Consider the following 18,253-nt stretch of genomic DNA (forward strand, 5'->3'; position numbering starts at 1 on the left):
TAAAGCCCAAGTCTCCGTCGGGGAGAGTCGGATGCGGACAGGGAAACCTGGCCGGCCTCCCCGACGGATTTGGATATTCAGGCTAAGGTTGACGTAGTGTTTGATTTTTAAAGAGAGGAGTGAGGAATGTCTCTCGAACTGTTGGCTCTCGTAGCCCTGCTGCCGATTCTGGTGGCTCTCGTTCTGATGGTCGGTATGCGCTGGCCTGCCACCAAAGCCATGCCTGTTGCATGGCTCACCTGTGCCGCCGGCGCCGTTCTGGCCTGGCAGCTGCCCGCGTCGTATGTTGCGGCTCTGACGCTTCAGGGCTTCATTACCGCCATCGGCATCCTGATCATCGTCTTCGGGGCGATCATCATTCTGTACACGCTGCAGTATTCCGGCGGTATGGAAACCATCCAGTACGGTATGCAGAACATCACCGCTGACCGCCGCATCCAGGCGATCATCATCGGCTACATGTTCGCCGCCTTCATTGAAGGCGCCGCAGGCTTCGGTACCCCCGCAGCCCTCGCCGCGCCGCTGCTGCTCACCCTCGGCTTCCCGCCGCTGGCCGCAGCAGTCATCTGTCTGGTCTTCAACTCCTTCCCGGTTACCTTCGGTGCCGTCGGTACGCCGGTCGTTCTCGGACTGAAGTTCCTGAACCCGCTCGTCGATTCCGCCGTGGCAACCGTGCCGGGGCTGAACTTCGCCTCCATGGGCGGCTTCAACATGGTCGTCGGCCAGTGGGCCACCATCATGCACCTGCCCATGATCTTCATCCTGCCGATCTTCATGCTCGGCTTCATCACCCGCTTCTTCGGCCCCGAACGTAGCTGGAAGCCCGGCTTCGGCGCTTGGAAGTTCTGCATCTTCGCAGCTGTTTCCTTCACCATCCCGTACCTGGCCTTCGCATGGCTCGTCGGTCCGGAATTCCCGTCCCTCATCGGTGGTCTCGTCGGTCTCGGCGTGATCGTCGCCGGTGCCAAGGCCGGATTCTGCATGCCCGAAAAGTCCTGGGACTTCGGTCCGGTCGACAAGTGGGACCCCGAATGGACCGGCTCCATCAAGGGTAGCGACTCCTGCGAATTCAAGTGCCACATGAGCCAGTTCAGGGCTTGGCTGCCGTACATGCTCATCGGCGGCATCCTCGTGGTCACCCGTATTCCCGAGCTGGGTCTCAAGGGCTTCCTTGCTTCCCAGGCCATTACCTTCAGCAACATCCTCGGCTTCGAGAGCGTCAACGGCGCCATCAAGTACCTGTACCTGCCCGGTACCATTCCGTTCATGCTGGTCGCAGTGCTGACCATCTTCCTGCACGGAATGCGCGGTCCGGATGTCAAGAAGGCATGGGGCGAATCCATCGCCAAGATGAAGAACCCGGCCATCGCGCTGTTCTTCGCAGTTGGCCTCGTGTCCATCTTCCGTGGCTCCGGCATCGCCGACGTGGCCCTGAACCCGAACAACTACCCGTCCATGCCGCTGGCCATGGCCAAGACCGTTGCCGAAATCACCGGTAACGCCTGGCCCATGTTCGCCGCATTCGTGGGCGGTCTCGGTTCCTTCATCACCGGTTCCAACACCGTGTCCGACCTCCTGTTCGCCGAATTCCAGTGGGGCGTTGCCGCACAGCTCGACCTTCCGCGTCAGCTGATCGTGGCCGCTCAGGCTGTCGGCGGCGGCATGGGCAACATGGTCTGCATCCACAACATCGTTGCAGTCTGCGCCGTTGTCGGCCTCTCCGGCATGGAAGGTACCATCCTGAAGAAGACCGTGTGGCCCCTGCTGGTGTACGGACTCGTGGTTGGTCTCGTGACCACCCTCATGAGCTTCGTGTTCCTGCCGCACCTCTTCTAAACGCAAAATAATCACCCGGGGGCGGGTTACGGCCCGCCCCCGACATGATAAACATTTACCATTCACGCGAGCGCGTCCGCGCCTTCGGGCAAACGGGACGACGCCGATTCAGGAGAAATCATGACCAAGGAAGCTTTGACCAAGGAATTCGAGGCCATTGTCGGCGCTGATAATGTCCTGACCAGTGAAACCGACCGCCATACCTACTCCTACGATGCGGCCGTGCTTGATTCGGTCATGCCGGCTCTCGTGGTCCGTCCCACCACCAGCGAACAGCTGGGCAAGGTCACTGCGCTCTGCAACGAGAACGGCCTGCCGCTCACCGTTCGCGGCGCAGGCACCAACCTTTCCGGCGGAACCATTCCGCATCCCGGCGGCGTTGTCGTGCTCACCAACGGTATGAGCAACATCCTCGAAATCAACGAGGAAGACATGTACGCCGTCGTCGAACCGGGTGTTGTCACCTCCAAGTTCGCCGCCGCCGTGGCCGCCAAGGGCCTTTTCTATCCCCCGGATCCGGGCAGCCAGACCGTCTCCACCATCGGCGGCAACGTCGCCGAGAACGCCGGCGGACTTCGCGGCCTCAAGTACGGCGTCACCAAGGACTACGTCATGGGCGTGGACTTCTGGGACGTCAACGGTGAGCTGATCAAATCCGGCTCCCGCACCGTCAAGTGTGTCACCGGTTACAACCTCGCCGGTCTGATGGTCGCCTCCGAAGGCACCCTCGGCGTGTTCGACAAGATCATCCTGAAGCTCGTTCCGCCGCCGCAGGCCGCCAAGTCCATGATGGCCATCTTCCCGTCCATGAAGGCCGCTTCCGAGACCGTCGCCGCCATCATCGCCAACAAGATCGTGCCTGCGACCCTCGAAATGATGGACAACTTCACCATCCGCACCGTGGACAACTTCCGCAAGGCCGGACTGCCCACCGACGCTGCCGCGCTGCTGCTCATCGAAGTGGACGGCCACCCGGCACAGGTCGAAGACGATGCCGCCAAGGTGGAAGACATCTGCAAGCAGAACGGCTGCACCGAAATCAAGGTCGCCAACGACGCCGCCGAGCGCGACGCCGTGTGGCAGGCCCGCCGCGATGCGCTGCCCGCGCTGGCCAACCTCAAGCCGACCTGCGTGCTTGAAGACGCCACCGTGCCCCGTTCGCAGATCCCCAACATGATCGCCGCGCTGGAAGACATCAGCAACAAGTACGATCTCACCATCGGTACCTTCGGTCACGCCGGGGACGGCAACCTGCACCCGACCATCCTGACCGACAAGCGTAACGAAAAGGAATGGGAACGCGTCGAGGAAGCCATCGAAGCCATCTTCGAACGCGCCCTCGCCATGGGCGGAACCCTTTCCGGCGAACACGGCATCGGCATGGCCAAGTCCAAGTTCATGATCGACGAGACCTCCAAGGGAACCCTCGAATACGCACGCCGCATGAAGTCCGTGCTTGATCCCAAGGGCATCCTCAACCCCGGCAAGATCATCGGGTAGGGGGCTGAAATGGCAGATATCAACAAGCTTGCTCAAATGCTCAAGGAGCTGGACGACCAGCTCGTGAACTGCATGCGCTGCGGCATGTGTCAGGCGGTGTGCCCTCTCTTCAAGGAGACCGGACGTGAGTTCGACGTGGCGCGCGGCAAACTGGCACTGCTCGACGGCCTTGCATCCGAAATGATCAAGGACCCGGAAGGCGTCAACGAACGTCTGAACCGTTGCCTGCTGTGCGGCACCTGCGCCGCCAACTGTCCCAGCGGCGTCAAGGTCTCCGACATCTTCCTGAAGGGCCGCGCCATCATGACGGGCTACCTTGGCCTGTCCCCGGTGAAGAAGGCCATCTTCAAGGGAATGCTCGCCAACCCGAAGCTGTTTGACACTCTGCTGTCCTTCGGCTCCAAGTTCCAGGGCCTGTTCACCAAGGAAGCCGACGCCCTGCTGGGCAGCTCCTGCGCCCGGTTCAACGCTCCGGTCATTGGCGACAGGCACTTCAAGGGCCTTGCCAAGAAACCGTTCCACAAGATCATCCCGGAGATGGACACCCAGCCGCGCGGCGACGCACCCCGTGTCGCCATCTTCACCGGCTGCGCCATCGACAAGATCTTCCCGAGCGTGGGCGAGGCCGCCGTCAAGGCGCTTCAGCATCACGGCTGCGGCATTTTCCTGCCCAAGGGGCAGGCCTGCTGCGGAATCCCCGTGATCTCCTCCGGCGATCGCGAGACCTTCGACAAGCTGGTTCGCACCAACCTCGAAGTCTACAAGAACGCCGAGTTCGACTACCTGCTTACCTCCTGCGCCACCTGTACGGCCACCATCAAGGAACTGTGGTCCGACATGTATGGCGGATATGCGGGTGACAAGCTCGACATCGAGCGCATCGCAGAAAAGACCATGGACATCAGCCAGTTCCTGGTTGACGTCATGGGAGTGGAGCCTTCCGAAGTCAACGGCGGCGACGTGACCTATCACGACCCCTGCCACCTGCGGAACTCCCTCAAGATAACCGCGCAGCCCCGGACCCTGCTCAAGGCGTCCAAGGGATGCTCGCTCAAGGAAATGCCCGAAGCGGCCTCGTGTTGCGGTTGTGGCGGTAGCTTCAACCTCAACCACTATGAGCTGTCTCAGAAGATCGGCAATCGCAAGGCCGACAACATTCAGGCTTCGGGCGCCAAGACAGTGGCTACCAGCTGTCCCGCCTGCATGCTCCAGATCACCGACATGCTGTCCCAGCGTCAGGCCGGAGTCGGCGTGAAGCACGTGATCGAGCTGTACGCGGACGGACTGCCCCGATAACCCAAACGACAAGGTATAGTTACCGCATGTCCAAGAACCTTTACATCAGTGCCACCGAAGAGCGCAGCGGCAAGTCGGCCATCGTGCTCGGCGTCATGCAGATGCTTCTGCGCCACGTCCGCAGGCCCGCCATCTTCCGTCCGGTCATCAACGACTGGCCGGAAGGGGTGCAGGATCACGACATCAAGCTGATCCTGAATGAATTCAACCTTGAGGTGCCGTACGAGGATACCTACGCGTACACCCTCAGCGAAGCTCGCGAGCTGATCAACAACGGTCAGCAGGCGATGATGCTGGAAAACATCCTCAAGAAGTACAAGAAGCTGGAGTCCGAATACGACTTCGTGCTCTGTGAAGGGACCGACTTCCAGGGCAAGGACCCGGCGTTCGAATTCGACACCAATGCGGAAATCGCGGCCAACATTGGCGCACCGGTGCTGGTGGTTTCCTCCGGACGCAAGAAGGACGAAAACGAAGTGGTGGGCATCACCCAGTCCACCATCGATGCGCTGGAAGAAAAGGGACTGGATGTGGTCTGTTCCGTGGTCAACAGGGCTCAGGTCGATGACCCCGAGGCCGTCGCCGGCAGGATTTCCTGCGGCGTGCGGTGCGAGCAGCCCCTGCTGGTCTACGTGATTCCCGAGGACGAATCCCTCGGCAACCCGTCCATCAACGACGTGCGTAACTGGCTTGATGCCGAAGTGCTGTACGGTCACGGCCGTCTCGATACTCTCGTGGACAACTACGTGATCGCCGCCATGCACATCGGCAACTTCCTGAACTACATCGACGAGGGCAGCCTGATCATCACTCCGGGCGACCGCTCCGACATCATCCTGTCCAGCCTCGCCTCCAGGCTGTCCTCGTCGTATCCCGATATCTCGGGCATCGTGCTCACCGGCGACCTGAAGCCGTCCTCCAGCGTGCACCGCCTCATCGAAGGATGGACCGGCGTGCCGCTGCCTGTTCTCTCCGTGAAGGGCCACACCTATCAGGTGACCCAGAAGCTGAGCGAACTCTACGGCCGCATCGAGCCGGGCGACATGAAGAAGATCGCCTCCGCGCTTGGTTCCTTCGAGAGCCATGTGAACGTCCGCGAACTGCGCGACCGCGTGGTTTCCCGCCGTTCCAGCAAGGTTACGCCCAAGATGTTCGAGTACAACCTCGTGGATCGTGCTTCCTCCAACAAGCAGCGCATCGTCCTGCCGGAAGGCTCCGGCGAACGGGTCATGCGCGCTTCCGACATCCTGCTGCGCCGCGGCGTCGCCGATCTGGTGCTGCTGGGCAACGTGGACGAGATTCATGCCAAGGCCTCTGATCTCGGCGTGAACCTTGACGGTGCCGAGATCATCGACCCCGCCGAGTCCGACGCCTTCCGCGGCTATGTCGATACCTACATGGACCTGAGAAAGCACAAGGGCATCACCGAGGATAACGCCCGTGACCGCATGGCGGATCCGACCTACTACGCCACCATGATGGTCTACAAGGGCGTCGCAGACGGCATGGTCTCCGGCTCCGTGAACACCACGGCCCACACCATCCGTCCGGCATTCGAATTCATCAAGACCAAGCCCGGCGCGTCCATCGTCTCTTCCGTATTCCTGATGTGCCTCAAGGACCGCGTGCTTGTCTTCGGCGACTGCGCCGTAAACCCGAATCCCACCGCACAGCAGCTGGCGGAGATCGCGCTTTCCTCTGCGGAAACCGCACGCATCTTCGGCGTGGACCCCCGCGTGGCCATGCTCAGCTACTCCACCGGTTCCTCCGGTTCCGGCGCGGATGTGGAAAAAGTCATCGAGGCCACCGACATCGCCAAGGGACTCATCGCCGAGCGCGGACTGGATCTGCCGCTCGAAGGCCCGCTGCAGTACGACGCTGCCATCGACCCCAACGTCGCCCGCACCAAGCTGCCGGACAGCGCCGTTGCCGGTCGTGCCACCGTGTTCGTCTTCCCTGACCTGAACGCGGGCAACAACACCTACAAGGCAGTCCAGCGCGCCGCAGACGCCGTGGCCATCGGCCCGGTCCTGCAGGGCCTGAACAAGCCCGTCAACGATCTGTCCCGTGGCTGCACCGTGGCCGACATTGTGAACACCGTGGCCATCACCGCCGTTCAGGCGCAGGCCGAGAAAGGAAATTAAGAATCATGAAAACTCTCGTAATCAACTCCGGCAGCTCCTCCATCAAGTATCAGCTCTTCGACATGACGGACGAGTCCGTCCTCTGTTCGGGCGTTATCGAGCGCATCGGTGAAAAGGAAGGCGTTCTGAATCACAAGATCGCTCCGGACACCGACAAGGCCGAAAAGGTCAGCGTGGAGCAGCCGATTCCCGACCATGAAGTGGGAATGAACCTCGCCATCGACCTCATCTGCGGCGAGAACGGCGTGGTCAAGGACAAGTCCGAGATCGACGCCATCGGTCACCGCATCGTTCACGGCGGTGAAAAGTTCTCCAAGCCCACTCTCGTTGACGAGAACGTCTTCAAGGAACTGGAAAAGGTCGTGCCCCTGGCGCCGCTGCACAACCCCGGCCACCTCGCCGGCATGCGCGTCACCACCGACCTCTTCCCCGATGTTCCGCAGGTGGTCGTCATGGACACCGCCTACCATCAGACTCTGCCCGAAAAGGCGTACATGTACGCGCTGCCGTACGAACTGTACAAAGAAATGAGCATCCGCCGTTACGGCTTCCACGGCACCTCCCACAAGTTCGTGGCGCGTGAAACCGCCAAGGTGCTGGGCAAGCCGGTGGAAGAGTGCAACATCATCACCGTCCACCTCGGCAACGGTTGCTCCATGACCGCCACCGAGAAGGGCAAGGCCGTGGACACTTCCATGGGCATCACGCCGCTTGAGGGCCTCGTGATGGGCACCCGTTCCGGCGACGTGGACCCTGCGCTGCACGCCCTGCTGGGCCGCAACAAGGGCATGAGCCTGGAAGAAGTGGATACGCTTCTCAACAAGGAATCCGGCCTCAAGGGAATGTGTGGCATGAACGACATGCGCGACATCCATGCGGCCATTGAAGAAGGTAATGAACGCGCTGAAATGGCTCTGGCCGTCCAGACCTATCGCACCAAGAAGTACATCGGATCCTTCATGGCCGTTCTCGGTCATGTCGACGCCATTGTTTTTACTGCGGGCATTGGCGAAAACGATGCGATTGTACGCGAGAGGTCTGTTGAAGGGCTGGAGGCGCTCGGCGTCAAAATAGACAAGGAACTGAACGACTGCCGCGCTTCCGAACCCGTGAAGATCAGCACCGAAGACAGCGCCGTGGAGCTCTGGGTGGTTCCCACCAACGAAGAGCTTGCCATCGCTCGCGACACGCTCGCGGTAGTCAAGTCCTAACTGCCCAAGACAGGGGGGAAAATGGCTAAAAAAGAACAAAACACCGAACTGGTGGAACAGTTCCGCACCAAAGCGGAACTAGTCTCTGCCACCGTCAAGGACATGTCCGGCATGGACGAGGCTCTGCAGTACGTTGTGGAGCTTTGTGACAGCAAGGACGCTTGTCAGCTGCTGCTCTCTGGTTGCGGAGAGAACCTGTCTGACGGAGCGGAAGGTCTTTGCGAAACCATCGCCCAGAAGACCATCTGTGCGCCGGAACTGCCCAAAGCCCAGTACGGCAAGCTCAAGAAGCTGGCCGACGAGAAGGGCTTCAACTGTATCGACAAGGGCATGCGCGAGAACCTCGGCGGCATCGACATCGGAGTGACCCGGATCAATCACGGCATCGCCGAGACCGGTTCCCTCGTGCTCGAATCCTGCAGGGAAGAAGTCCGCATCGCCACGATGCTGGCCGAAATCCACGTGGCTATTCTCAAGAAGTCCGACATCTTTCCCGACGCCTTCGCCGCTCAGGACTACCTGAAGAAGGAAATGAAGAAGGATGCCGATTACCACGCCTTCATCACCGGCGCGAGCCGCACTGCGGACATCGAGCGGGTGCTGGCCCTGGGCGTGCACGGACCTCTGGAACTCCACATTCTGCTCCTGGAGGGTTAAGACCATGCAGCATGCCAAAGATCTGAAAGAGTACCGCGAAGACATGCAGGAAGCGCTGGAAAACGAATTCCTGCGCACCACGCTCGACAACTTCGCAATCGCATACAAGGCCGGCCGCGCCAACGCGTTCAAGGACTTCGACGTGGACCAGCTGGTCGAAGACGTCGCATGTTCAAAGGACAGCGCCGCCGCACGTATCCCCGAACTCTATGAAGAGTTCAAGAAGGTCGCTGAAGCGGCCGGTGCCCACGTGCATCTGGCCAAGGACGCCGACGAGGCCAACCGCATCATCGCGGACATCGCCAAGAAGACGAAGTCCAAGAAGATCGTCAAATCCAAGTCCATGACCGCAGAGGAAACCCTGCTGAACCATGTGCTGGAAGACGAAGGCCTCGAAGTCACCGAGACCGACCTCGGCGAATGGATCATCCAGCTTCGTCACGAGGGCCCGACCCATATGGTCATGCCTGCCATCCACCTTTCCCGCCATCAGGTGAAGGACCTCTTCACCAAGGTCACGGGCAAGGAACAGGACGCAGAGATTCAGAAGCTCGTCAAGGTCGCCCGTCGCGAACTTCGCCGCAAGTACGTCGAAGCCGACATGGGCATCACCGGCGGCAACTTCGCCATCGCCGAGACCGGCTCCATCGGTCTGGTGACCAACGAAGGCAACGCCCGCCTCGTGAGCACCCTGCCGCGCGTCCACGTTGCCCTGATGGGTGTGGACAAGCTGGTGCCGACCCTCGAAGACGCGCTGAAGATTCTCAAGGTTCTGCCGCGCAATGCCACCGGTCAGGCCATCACGTCCTACGTGACCTGGATCACCGGTCGCAACGAGTGCGCCGCCGCTGAAGACGAAAAGAAGGAACTCCACTTCGTGTTCCTCGACAACGGTCGTCTGGAAATGGCCAAGGATCCCGTCTTCGGTCAGGTCCTTCGCTGCGTGCGCTGCGGCGCCTGCGCCAACGTGTGCCCGGTCTACCGCATCGTCGGCGGCCACAAGATGGGTCACATCTACATCGGCGCCATCGGCCTCATCCTGACCTACTTCTTCCACGGAAAGGAAAAAGCCAAGAACCTCGTCCAGAACTGCATCAACTGCGAAGCCTGCAAGGACATCTGCGCGGGCGGCATCGATCTGCCGGGACTGATCAAGGAAATCCACGCCCGGATTCAGGACGAAGACGGCCACTCCCTGCCCAGCGTGCTGCTCGGCAAGGTCATGAAGAACCGCAGGCTGTTCCACGGTCTGCTCAAGGCAGCCAAGTTCGCCCGTCCGGCCGTGTCTGACAACGAAGGCTACCTGCGCCACCTGCCCATGATGTTCGCCAAGGACCAGGGCTTCCGCGCGCTGCCTTCCGTTGCCGACCACGCCTTCCGCGACCGCTGGAAGGAACTCAAGCCGCAGGTCAACGCGCCCAAATACCGCGTGGCCCTGTTCTCCGGCTGCGTTCAGGACTTCGTCTACCCCGAGCAGATGGAAGCCTGCACCGAGCTTCTGGGACAGAACAGCGTGGAAGTGGACTTCCCGATGGATCAGTCCTGCTGCGGCCTGCCGCTGATGATGATGGGCGAGAAGAAGACCGCCGAAGACGTGGCCGTGCAGAACATGCGCGCATTCGAAGGCGGACAGTACGACTACATCATCACCATGTGCGCCTCCTGCGCCGCGCACCTGAAGCACAACTACAAGAAGCTGGTCGGCAAGAACCCGCGTCTGTCCATGCAGGCCGACAAGTTCGGTGAGAAGATCATCGACTTCAGTACCTTCATGAACGACGTGCTCAAGGTGGACGCTTCCGACTTCACCGGTTCCACCCAGAAAGCCACCTACCACGCACCGTGCCACCTGTGCCGCGGTCTGGACGTGCATGAAGCTCCGCGCGAGCTCATCAGCAAGGCCGGTCTGGAATACGTGGAGTGCGACGAAGAGGAAGTCTGCTGCGGCTTTGGCGGAACCTTCTCCGTGAAGTTCCCCGAGCTGTCCGAGCAGCTGCTCAAGAACAAGCTGAACAACGTTGAGAAAACCGGTGCCGGCGTCCTGCTGACCGACTGCCCGGGCTGCATCATGCAGCTTCGCGGCGGCCTGAAGAAGCGTGGATCCGACATCAAGGTGCGGCACGTGGCCGAGGCTCTGGCCGACGCCAGCAAGAAGAAGTAGCCGCGAACAACGAATATGACATCAGGCCTGAACGGTTGGACCGCAATCCCTCGAAGCAACGCCACGCTTCCTCCGATGACGGCCTGTGTCGGGTTCCCCGCGCCCCCGCGGGGAACCCTTTAAAAAATTTCCCGACCCCTGGCCGGGGATGATCGAAACGGAGCTCGGCTTGTCTGAACGGCTCCGGGAGACATCAAGGGGACTGACAGAATGAAGACCGAATCCAAAATCGCCCTTATATACGTCCTTGGTTTTATTGCATGCGGTGGGACCGCACTTGCATTGGGCGAGGACACCATGATCGTTGGAGCTCTGCTTGGCGCACTGGCCGCGCTGGCTTGCGGGATCGGCTGGGCGTATCATCATTACCTTCTGCGGCCCATGGACAGGCTTGACAACTGGGCCACAAAGGTGGCAACGGGCGACTTTGGCGAGGCGGCTCCCGAAATGGGAGGCAGCGCAGGTCGCTTCGCAGAGCATCTGAAGGATGTCGTGGACCAGCTCAAGCACAACAAGGGCTACCTTCAGGGGGTCCTGAACGGACTCCCGATTCCCTGTGCCACCGTTGACACGGACCAGAACATCACTTTTCTCAACCGCGAATGTCTTCAGATGATGTCCCTTGACCGGGACCCTGCCGAGTATCACGGCAGGAACCTCTCGCAGGTGTTCTACAAGGACGACCGTGACGCGCTCATCAAGAAGTGCATGACCACCGGCGAGAAGTGGCACAACGTGGAGGCGACCTTCAGGGCGGACGATGGACGCGACGTCCCCGTTCTGGCGAACCTCTGTCCTCTGACGGATCTTGACGGCAAGATCGTCGGCGGAATGTGCCTGTACCTTGATATGACCGAGATGCGCGAGCGCGAACGGCAGATAACCGAGCAGAATGAATGTCTCGGCACCGCCGCGTTCGAAGCACGTGATATTTCCGACCGTCTGGCTGCCGCCGCCGAACAGCTTTCCCGAGCTGTGGCAAGTGCCCAGGAGGGTGCGGCGGAGCAGAGGGAACGGACCTCCGAAACCGCGACGGCGATGGAGGAGATGAATGCCACTGTCGGCGAGGTCGCGCAGCACGCCAATGCTGCGGCCGAATCCGCCGACACGGCGCAACAGCAGGCTCAGAGCGGGTCCGGCATCGTGGCCGAAGTAGTATCGGCCATCCACGAAGTCCAGTCCAATGCCGACACGCTCAAGGAGTCCATGGTCGTCCTCGGTACTCAGGCCGAGGACATCGGCAAGGTCCTTGTCGTCATCGAGGACATTGCCGACCAGACCAACCTGCTGGCACTGAATGCCGCCATTGAAGCCGCCCGCGCAGGAGAAGCGGGACGCGGCTTCGCGGTGGTTGCCGACGAGGTGCGCAAGCTGGCCGAAAAGACCATGCAGGCCACCAAGGAAGTCGGTGAAGCGATCGTCGCCATTCAGGATGGTGCGAAGCAGAACGTAGGCGCCACGGAAAAGGCCGCCCAGTCCGTGTTGAGGAGCACGGAGCTGGCGACCGATTCCGGTCAGGCGCTGGAACGCATCGTTACGGAGTGCGAACAGACGGCCGACCGTGTGAGGAGCATTGCGACGGCCGCCGAACAGCAGTCCGCAGCGAGCGAGCAGATCAATCGCGCCACACTTGAAGTTAGCGAGATCGCTGGCAAAGTGGACGAGGCGATGGAGCACTCCGCATACTCCGTGCAGGAGCTTTCGGAGCTTGCTTCATCACTTGTGGGACTGATCAACCAGATGAAAACCGAAGAGTCCGCCGGAAAGAAATAGCGGCGGACGGAGGTAGAATAATGACTAAAGCAATCCGCCCCTGCCCCATGATGAAGGGTGATCCCTGCTGCCTGGCAGCAAAGGAAATCGAAGGCATTGCTGCCGCTGAAGCGGGTGCCTGCGGCAACCCGGCCGTGGTTCTGGATAACGACTCCGCGAACCGCGCCGTGGCCAAGGGCCGCTGCCCCTTCATGGGCGAATAGGTCTGTATACCGCCGGGGCGGGGTCCCCGCCCCGGCGCTTTACAATAACGAATACGAACTTACATATGTAATGATCGGCTCCGCTGGGTGGTGGGGCTGACGGTGGCAGGGCCGATTCGGACGGCCCGACGCAATACAGGATGTGGGAGGTCCCTGCGTAAGCATGGACCAAGGCGGAAGGACGGCTTCCGCCGAGACAGAGGACCGGCAATCGCATGACGAAGGAGCACCTGAAGTGGTCAAACACGTAGTAATGTGGAAACTCAAGGAAGAAGCCGAGGGCGCGGACGCCAAGACGAACGCAGCCAAAATGAAGGAAATGCTGGAAGCCCTGCAAGGTCAGATCGAAGGCCTGCTGAGCCTGAGTGTTTCCACCGACGTCTTCCTTTCCGCACCGGAGACCGATGTGGTGCTCTTTTCCGAGCACGAGAGCCGCGAGGCACTGGAAACGTATCAGACGCATCCGTTGCACGTTGCCTGCGTGGACTTCGTGAAGAAGGTCGTTAGCGATCGCCGGGTGGTGGACTGCGAACTGTAGCGCCTGAAACGGCCTGCGGTTTAGCCAGATCCTCCCCCGTGTTCAATTCCAGACCCCCGGGCGGGGGCGTAAGGAGAACCGCCATGACCTTACGGTATGATCAGGACAGGCGGCGCATCATCTGCCGCTGGGAGGAACCGACCCGCATCGTCATGAACAAGCGTGAAGGTACCATTAAAAGATCGCGCGCCATTAGCGTGAAAGTGAGCGAAACAGGCAAACTCAATGCCAAGGACACCAGGCGGCATCAGGGGCATCCCATGTACCGCCACATTTCGCTCTTCAACAATAAATTGAGGAAAATGAACTTCTTCCCCAACCAGGACGGCTACAAATGCAGTGTCTGCGGTGCGGAGGATAACGTCAATCCTCACTTCGACGTCAACGGCCAGAACATCATCTGGCTGTGCAAGCGGCACCAGCACGCATCCCCCAAGGTGGACGCGTAACGCCGCCACACTCGCGCCCCTTCGGCGGGTGACGCGAAGAACAATTGCCGAAAAACAAGGCCCTCCCGGAACGTCCGGGGGGGCCTTGTCTTTAGGGGGGAGGATGAAGGTATGGCTGCTTGAAATATAGCAATAGCAATGCCAAAGTAAAAAATGGCGGTATTCAAGGCTTTCTTCTTTCCATGGCACAATAGAATGCGCAAAAATGGAAAAATCGGGTGTAATTTTTTCAAAAATGCTGACAAAAAAGTGAAGGTGAAAAAATACTGTCGCCCTGTCGTTGAAGGTGTAGGATACGAAAGGGTGTGAACTGCAACTTACGGGGGAAACGTGAGGACAGAGGCTGAAGGGGATGTTCGGACCGACGAAATGCTCTTTGCGGACGAAGACGACCAGGTCATGGAGGGCGGGTTTGAACCGCATCCGTGGAAAGTGCTGGTTGTGGACGACGAGGAGGAGGTTCATCAGGCCACGCGACTAGTCCTATCCGACTATGAGTTCGCCGGCCGCCGTCTGGAATTCCTNAGCGCCTATACCGGCGAAGAGGCCAAACGGATCATCGATGAGAACGAAGACACCGCGCTGGTGCTTCTCGACGTGGTCATGGAGGATGCGAGGGCCGGGCTGGAGGTGGCGCGCTATATTCGCCACGATGCCAAAAACAGGCTTGTGCGCATTGTGCTGCGCACCGGTCAGCCGGGACAGGCTCCGGAGCGCGAAGTCATCACCGACTATGACATCAACGACTACAAGCAGAAGACCGAGCTGACGTCCACCAAGCTTTTTACCACCATCACCACGGCCATCCGCTCTTACCGCGACCTTCTTGCGGTGGATGAATCCCGCCGCAGCATGAATCTGCTGGCCATGTCAGTGGCGCATCAGATCCGTAACCGGACCATGGCCATTGCGGGCTTTGCCAATATCCTCAAAAGAAACATCTCTCCTGACGACGGGCAGGGCAAGTACCTCGAATCCATCGTGGAGGAATCGGGCCGACTGGAAGAGGTGGTTGGTGCCGTCAACGCCTATTCCACATGCGGCCCGCCGGAGTTGACCAAGACGCAACTGCTGCCTCTGGTGGAGAATGCGGTGGAGCGCTTCGTCACCGCTGCCGGACAACGGGAGCGCGAGTACGCTCTGGAAATGCGAACCTCTGCCTCTCTCGGCATGGCGGACGCCCGGATGCTTTCCAGGGCGTTGGACGCACTGTTCGAGAATGTGCTGGATTTCGTCGAAGGCGGCGAACTCGTTGTGGTGCTGCAAAGCGATGTGCAAGGCACGGTGCTGGAGATACTGGATCGCGGACCCGGCATTGCGAGCCAGCACATGCCGCACGTCTTCGATCCGCTTTTCTCCACTAAGCCGGACGGTGTGGGGATGGGGCTTTGCATGATGCGCAAGGTCGGGCTGGAGCACGGGTGGGACGTGGTCCTTGCCAACAGGCCGAGCGGGGGCATCCGCGCCGGATACGTCATCCCCAGAGTCGAGGAGGAGGCATGACCGCTTCCGACGATCTTCTTTTCCGGGACGACGAAGAACTGTTCGGGGATGATGAGTGGCCCGCAGAAAGCGGCGTTCCCTCGACAGAGCCCTGGAAGGTTCTGGTCGTGGATGACGAGGAAGAGGTGCACCGCGCCACGCGGCTGGTTTTGGAGGACTTTACGTTCGACGGCCGCGGGCTGGAATTTTACTATGCCGAGAGTGCCGCGGAGGGCCTGAGCAAACTGCGTCAACACCCTGATACAGCAGTTATCCTGCTGGATGTTGTCATGGAGACGACGGAAGCGGGGCTGGAGATGGTCAGGAATATTCGACACGAGCTGAACAACCGGCTGGTGCGGATAATCCTGCGCACCGGACAGCCCGGACAGGCTCCTGAACAGTCGGTCATCGTCGAGTACGACATCAACGATTACAAGGAAAAGTCCGAGCTGACCGCACAGCGGTTGTTCACTTCCATGACGGTGGCCCTGCGCACACATCGGGACATGCTGATACTCGATCGTAACCGCCTCGGTCTGCAACAGATCATCGAAGCGTCCTACGACCTGTTCGGGATGCGTTCCATCAGGCAACTTGCCATGGGAGTCCTGAACCAGCTCACCGGAACGCTTGGCATGGGCGGGGATGCGCTGTTCCTTCAGGCGCGGCAGCCAGCCGAGTCCTATGCGGATGCGGAATATTCCATTGTGGCCGGGACAGGCAAGTTCGCGCACTGCACGGAACATGTGGAAGAGCGATATATCTGTCTGGAGCACGGCATATCGGACATCGTCAATGAAGCAATCGAACGGCGCAAGAGCATCATGCGAGGTGATCTCTACGTCGGTGTGTTTCCTTCCAGTGGCGACGTGTTGAACATGGTCTATCTGGAGTGCAAGGGCGGCTGTGCTTCGAGCGTCGATGACCGCCTCATCGGGCTGTTTTCACGGAATGTTTCCGTGGCGGTGAACAATGTACGCCTGAATGACGAGCTGGTGCAGACCAAGCAGGACGTGGTGCAGCGGCTCGGCGAGGCCCTTGAGCGCAGGGAGCACCGCGCGGGCCGTCATGTGAGGCGAGTCTCGGAAATGGCCGCGCTGCTCGGCAGGCTCGTGGGCATGGGGGAAGGCGAGGTGGAACGCCTCAGGCTGGCGACGCCCATGCACGACGTCGGCAAGGTCGGTATCCCGGATGCCATTCTGGGCAAGCCGGGACCGCTCTCGGAGCAGGAGCGCGCAGTGGCGCAGAAGCACAGTGTCATCGGCTACAATCTGCTAGGCGGTGCGGCCGAGTCGTTGCAGGGTGATGCTGCGATCATCGCCGGGCAGCATCACGAAAACTGGGACGGCAGCGGATATCCGGAAGGTTTGAGCGGAGAACAGATTCACATGTTCGCCAGAATTGTGGCCTTGTGCGACGTGTTCGACACCGTGCTGCACGACAGGGTTTATGCCGAGCCCTGGAGTGTGGAGGACGCCGTGGCGTACATCCTCAAGAACCGCGGTGTCAGCTTTGATCCGAGTCTAGTGGACCTGTTCCGGGATAATCTTCAGGATTTTCAGGAAATCCAGCGGCTGTATCCTGATTCATGAGTATCCGATCCCCAGGATTTCTATCAGTTCCGGGTGCGTCTCCATTCCGGGCACTTCTTGTCAAGCAGCGCCGTGACGATAGATTGCAGCGTCGGCTCGCCACTGTCGGCGTGGGAATACGTTGCCCGGACCACCTGTTTCTCGACTGAAAGCACGCGACGCAGGTCTGCGGGCGTGCCCAATACGACTGCATCACACTCGCAGGCGTTGATGGTCGCCTCAAGGTCGGCTATCTGTGGCTTGCCGTAACCCATGGCCGGAAGCACCGGGCCAATGTGCGGATGCTTATCGAACACTTCCCTGATAGAGCCCATGGCGCAGTTTCGCGGATCGACAAGCTCCGCGGCACCGGCTTTGCGGGCGGCGACGACGCCTGCGCCTTCCGACATTTCCCCGTGGGTGAGCGTGGGGCCGTCTTCAACCACGAGGACGCGTTTGCCCTGAACGGCTTCCGGAGCGTCAAGCACTACGGGGGAGGCGACGCGCACCATCGTCGCCGAAGGATTCATGCGTCGAACGTTCGATTCGACCCGGACGATCCCTTCATCGGAGGCGGTGTCGGTCTTGGCGATGACAGCCACATCCGCCATGAGCAGGTTGGTTTCACCGGGATAGTAGGACAGTTCATGGCCGGGCCTGTGCGGGTCGAGCAGGGTGATGTGCACGTCGGGGGCAAAGAACGGCGTATCGTTGTTTCCGCCGTCCCAGAGGATTATATCCGCGTCTGCCTCGGCCTGACGCAGAACGGCTTCGGAATCCACGCCGGACCATACCGTAGCGCCCATGTCCACAAGAGGTTCGTACTCTTCGCGTTCCTCCAGCGTGCAGTGGTGGGTGTCGAAATCCTCATGGGTCTCGAAGCGTTGCACCGCCTGTAGCGAGAGATCGCCGTACGGCATGGGGTGGCGCACCACGGCGGGATTGAGCCCCTGATTTCGAAGTATTTCCACGAGTGCCCGCGTGGTCTGGGACTTGCCACACCCGGTGCGGACTGCGCAGACCGCTATCACGGGTCGATTAGAGCGCAGCATGGTGGACCGAGCCCCCGCCAGCACGAAGTCGGCACCGCAGGCCTGAACTTGCGAGGCGCAGTGCATGACGTATTCGTGAGGCACGTCCGAGTAGGAAAACAGGACCACGTCGGCCTGATGGGCGGCGATAAGCGTTTCCAGTTCGGTCTCCGGACGAATCGGGATGCCTTTGGAGTAGCCGTGACCGGCCAGCGAGGCGGGATAGTGTCTGTTGTCGATGCCGTCGATCTGCGAGGCGGTGAAGGCTGCCACGCGGTACCCGGGATTGTTGCGGTAGAGCATGTTGAAGTTGTGAAAGTCCCTGCCTGCCGCGCCCATGATGATGACCGTTTTCGCCACGATAGCCTCCGGAATAGGTGTGTGGGGAGAGTACATCG

General features: G+C 60.4%; 14 protein-coding genes. 13 read left to right on the forward strand and 1 reads right to left on the reverse strand.

The features are described from left to right. Positions 1-126 precede the first annotated feature (126 nt). The 13 genes from B149_RS0103815 to B149_RS0103875 all read left to right on the forward strand — a co-directional run bounded on the left by B149_RS0103815 (position 127) and on the right by B149_RS0103875 (position 16,845). On the forward strand, positions 127-1,836 hold the full coding sequence (locus B149_RS0103815; RefSeq protein WP_018123841.1) for an L-lactate permease: 1,710 nt from the start codon (positions 127-129) through the stop codon (positions 1,834-1,836). A 120-nt stretch (positions 1,837-1,956) separates the two neighbouring features. Beyond that, entirely contained in the window at positions 1,957-3,336 is a 1,380-nt protein-coding gene (locus tag B149_RS0103820) for an FAD-binding oxidoreductase (protein ID WP_018123842.1), read from the forward strand. Positions 3,337-3,345: 9 nt separating this feature from the next. Further along, complete coding sequence (locus tag B149_RS0103825; RefSeq protein WP_018123843.1) at positions 3,346-4,632, forward strand: (Fe-S)-binding protein; 1,287 nt, start codon at positions 3,346-3,348, stop codon at positions 4,630-4,632. A gap of 26 nt (positions 4,633-4,658) precedes the next feature. After that, a complete protein-coding gene (pta, locus tag B149_RS0103830; RefSeq protein ID WP_018123844.1) occupies positions 4,659-6,776 on the forward strand; it encodes a phosphate acetyltransferase in 2,118 nt (705 codons plus the stop codon). A 5-nt stretch (positions 6,777-6,781) separates the two neighbouring features. Continuing rightward, the gene (locus tag B149_RS0103835) at positions 6,782-7,987 is read left to right on the forward strand and encodes an acetate kinase (protein ID WP_018123845.1); all 1,206 of its coding nucleotides are present in this window, start codon (positions 6,782-6,784) and stop codon (positions 7,985-7,987) included. A 21-nt stretch (positions 7,988-8,008) separates the two neighbouring features. Continuing rightward, a complete protein-coding gene (locus tag B149_RS0103840) occupies positions 8,009-8,644 on the forward strand; it encodes a LutC/YkgG family protein (protein WP_018123846.1) in 636 nt (211 codons plus the stop codon). A gap of 4 nt (positions 8,645-8,648) precedes the next feature. Next, the gene (ldhH, locus tag B149_RS0103845; protein WP_018123847.1) at positions 8,649-10,805 is read left to right on the forward strand and encodes an L-lactate dehydrogenase (quinone) large subunit LdhH; all 2,157 of its coding nucleotides are present in this window, start codon (positions 8,649-8,651) and stop codon (positions 10,803-10,805) included. Between the two features lie 297 nt (positions 10,806-11,102). Beyond that, the gene (locus B149_RS0103850; protein ID WP_169332900.1) at positions 11,103-12,578 is read left to right on the forward strand and encodes a methyl-accepting chemotaxis protein; all 1,476 of its coding nucleotides are present in this window, start codon (positions 11,103-11,105) and stop codon (positions 12,576-12,578) included. 20 nt (positions 12,579-12,598) lie between these two features. Then, on the forward strand, positions 12,599-12,781 hold the full coding sequence (locus B149_RS16350; protein ID WP_040372159.1) for a hypothetical protein: 183 nt from the start codon (positions 12,599-12,601) through the stop codon (positions 12,779-12,781). A gap of 235 nt (positions 12,782-13,016) precedes the next feature. Then, positions 13,017-13,319 carry a Dabb family protein gene (locus tag B149_RS0103860; protein WP_026167437.1) on the forward strand — a complete coding sequence of 101 codons (303 nt, stop codon included), beginning with the start codon at positions 13,017-13,019 and terminating at the stop codon, positions 13,317-13,319. A gap of 83 nt (positions 13,320-13,402) precedes the next feature. Further along, on the forward strand, positions 13,403-13,768 hold the full coding sequence (locus B149_RS0103865) for a hypothetical protein (protein ID WP_018123851.1): 366 nt from the start codon (positions 13,403-13,405) through the stop codon (positions 13,766-13,768). Between the two features lie 399 nt (positions 13,769-14,167). Continuing rightward, a complete protein-coding gene (locus B149_RS16355; RefSeq protein ID WP_425386874.1) occupies positions 14,168-15,271 on the forward strand; it encodes an ATP-binding protein in 1,104 nt (367 codons plus the stop codon). Beyond that, the gene (locus tag B149_RS0103875; protein ID WP_018123853.1) at positions 15,268-16,845 is read left to right on the forward strand and encodes a DUF3369 domain-containing protein; all 1,578 of its coding nucleotides are present in this window, start codon (positions 15,268-15,270) and stop codon (positions 16,843-16,845) included. Before B149_RS16355 ends, B149_RS0103875 begins: the two co-directional genes overlap by 4 nt. A 23-nt stretch (positions 16,846-16,868) precedes the next feature. On the opposite strand, the gene B149_RS0103880 is transcribed toward B149_RS0103875, so the two are convergent. Continuing rightward, on the reverse strand, positions 16,869-18,215 hold the full coding sequence (locus tag B149_RS0103880; protein ID WP_018123854.1) for a cyclic 2,3-diphosphoglycerate synthase: 1,347 nt from the start codon (positions 18,213-18,215) through the stop codon (positions 16,869-16,871). Between the last annotated feature and the right edge of the window lie 38 nt (positions 18,216-18,253).

The sequence above is a fragment of the Desulfovibrio oxyclinae DSM 11498 genome (assembly GCF_000375485.1).
Classification (GTDB): domain Bacteria; phylum Desulfobacterota; class Desulfovibrionia; order Desulfovibrionales; family Desulfovibrionaceae; genus Pseudodesulfovibrio; species Pseudodesulfovibrio oxyclinae.

What these genes read in the sequence shown, in the direction of transcription:
- B149_RS0103815 (WP_018123841.1), top strand. Translation starts at nt 127, where the DNA reads ATGTCTCTCGAACTGTTGGCTCTCGTAGCCCTGCTGCCGATTCTGGTG.
- B149_RS0103820 (WP_018123842.1), top strand. Translation starts at nt 1,957, where the DNA reads ATGACCAAGGAAGCTTTGACCAAGGAATTCGAGGCCATTGTCGGCGCT.
- B149_RS0103825 (WP_018123843.1), top strand. Translation starts at nt 3,346, where the DNA reads ATGGCAGATATCAACAAGCTTGCTCAAATGCTCAAGGAGCTGGACGAC.
- pta (WP_018123844.1), top strand. Translation starts at nt 4,659, where the DNA reads ATGTCCAAGAACCTTTACATCAGTGCCACCGAAGAGCGCAGCGGCAAG.
- B149_RS0103835 (WP_018123845.1), top strand. Translation starts at nt 6,782, where the DNA reads ATGAAAACTCTCGTAATCAACTCCGGCAGCTCCTCCATCAAGTATCAG.
- B149_RS0103840 (WP_018123846.1), top strand. Translation starts at nt 8,009, where the DNA reads ATGGCTAAAAAAGAACAAAACACCGAACTGGTGGAACAGTTCCGCACC.
- ldhH (WP_018123847.1), top strand. Translation starts at nt 8,649, where the DNA reads ATGCAGCATGCCAAAGATCTGAAAGAGTACCGCGAAGACATGCAGGAA.
- B149_RS0103850 (WP_169332900.1), top strand. Translation starts at nt 11,103, where the DNA reads ATGATCGTTGGAGCTCTGCTTGGCGCACTGGCCGCGCTGGCTTGCGGG.
- B149_RS16350 (WP_040372159.1), top strand. Translation starts at nt 12,599, where the DNA reads ATGACTAAAGCAATCCGCCCCTGCCCCATGATGAAGGGTGATCCCTGC.
- B149_RS0103865 (WP_018123851.1), top strand. Translation starts at nt 13,403, where the DNA reads ATGACCTTACGGTATGATCAGGACAGGCGGCGCATCATCTGCCGCTGG.
- B149_RS0103875 (WP_018123853.1), top strand. Translation starts at nt 15,268, where the DNA reads ATGACCGCTTCCGACGATCTTCTTTTCCGGGACGACGAAGAACTGTTC.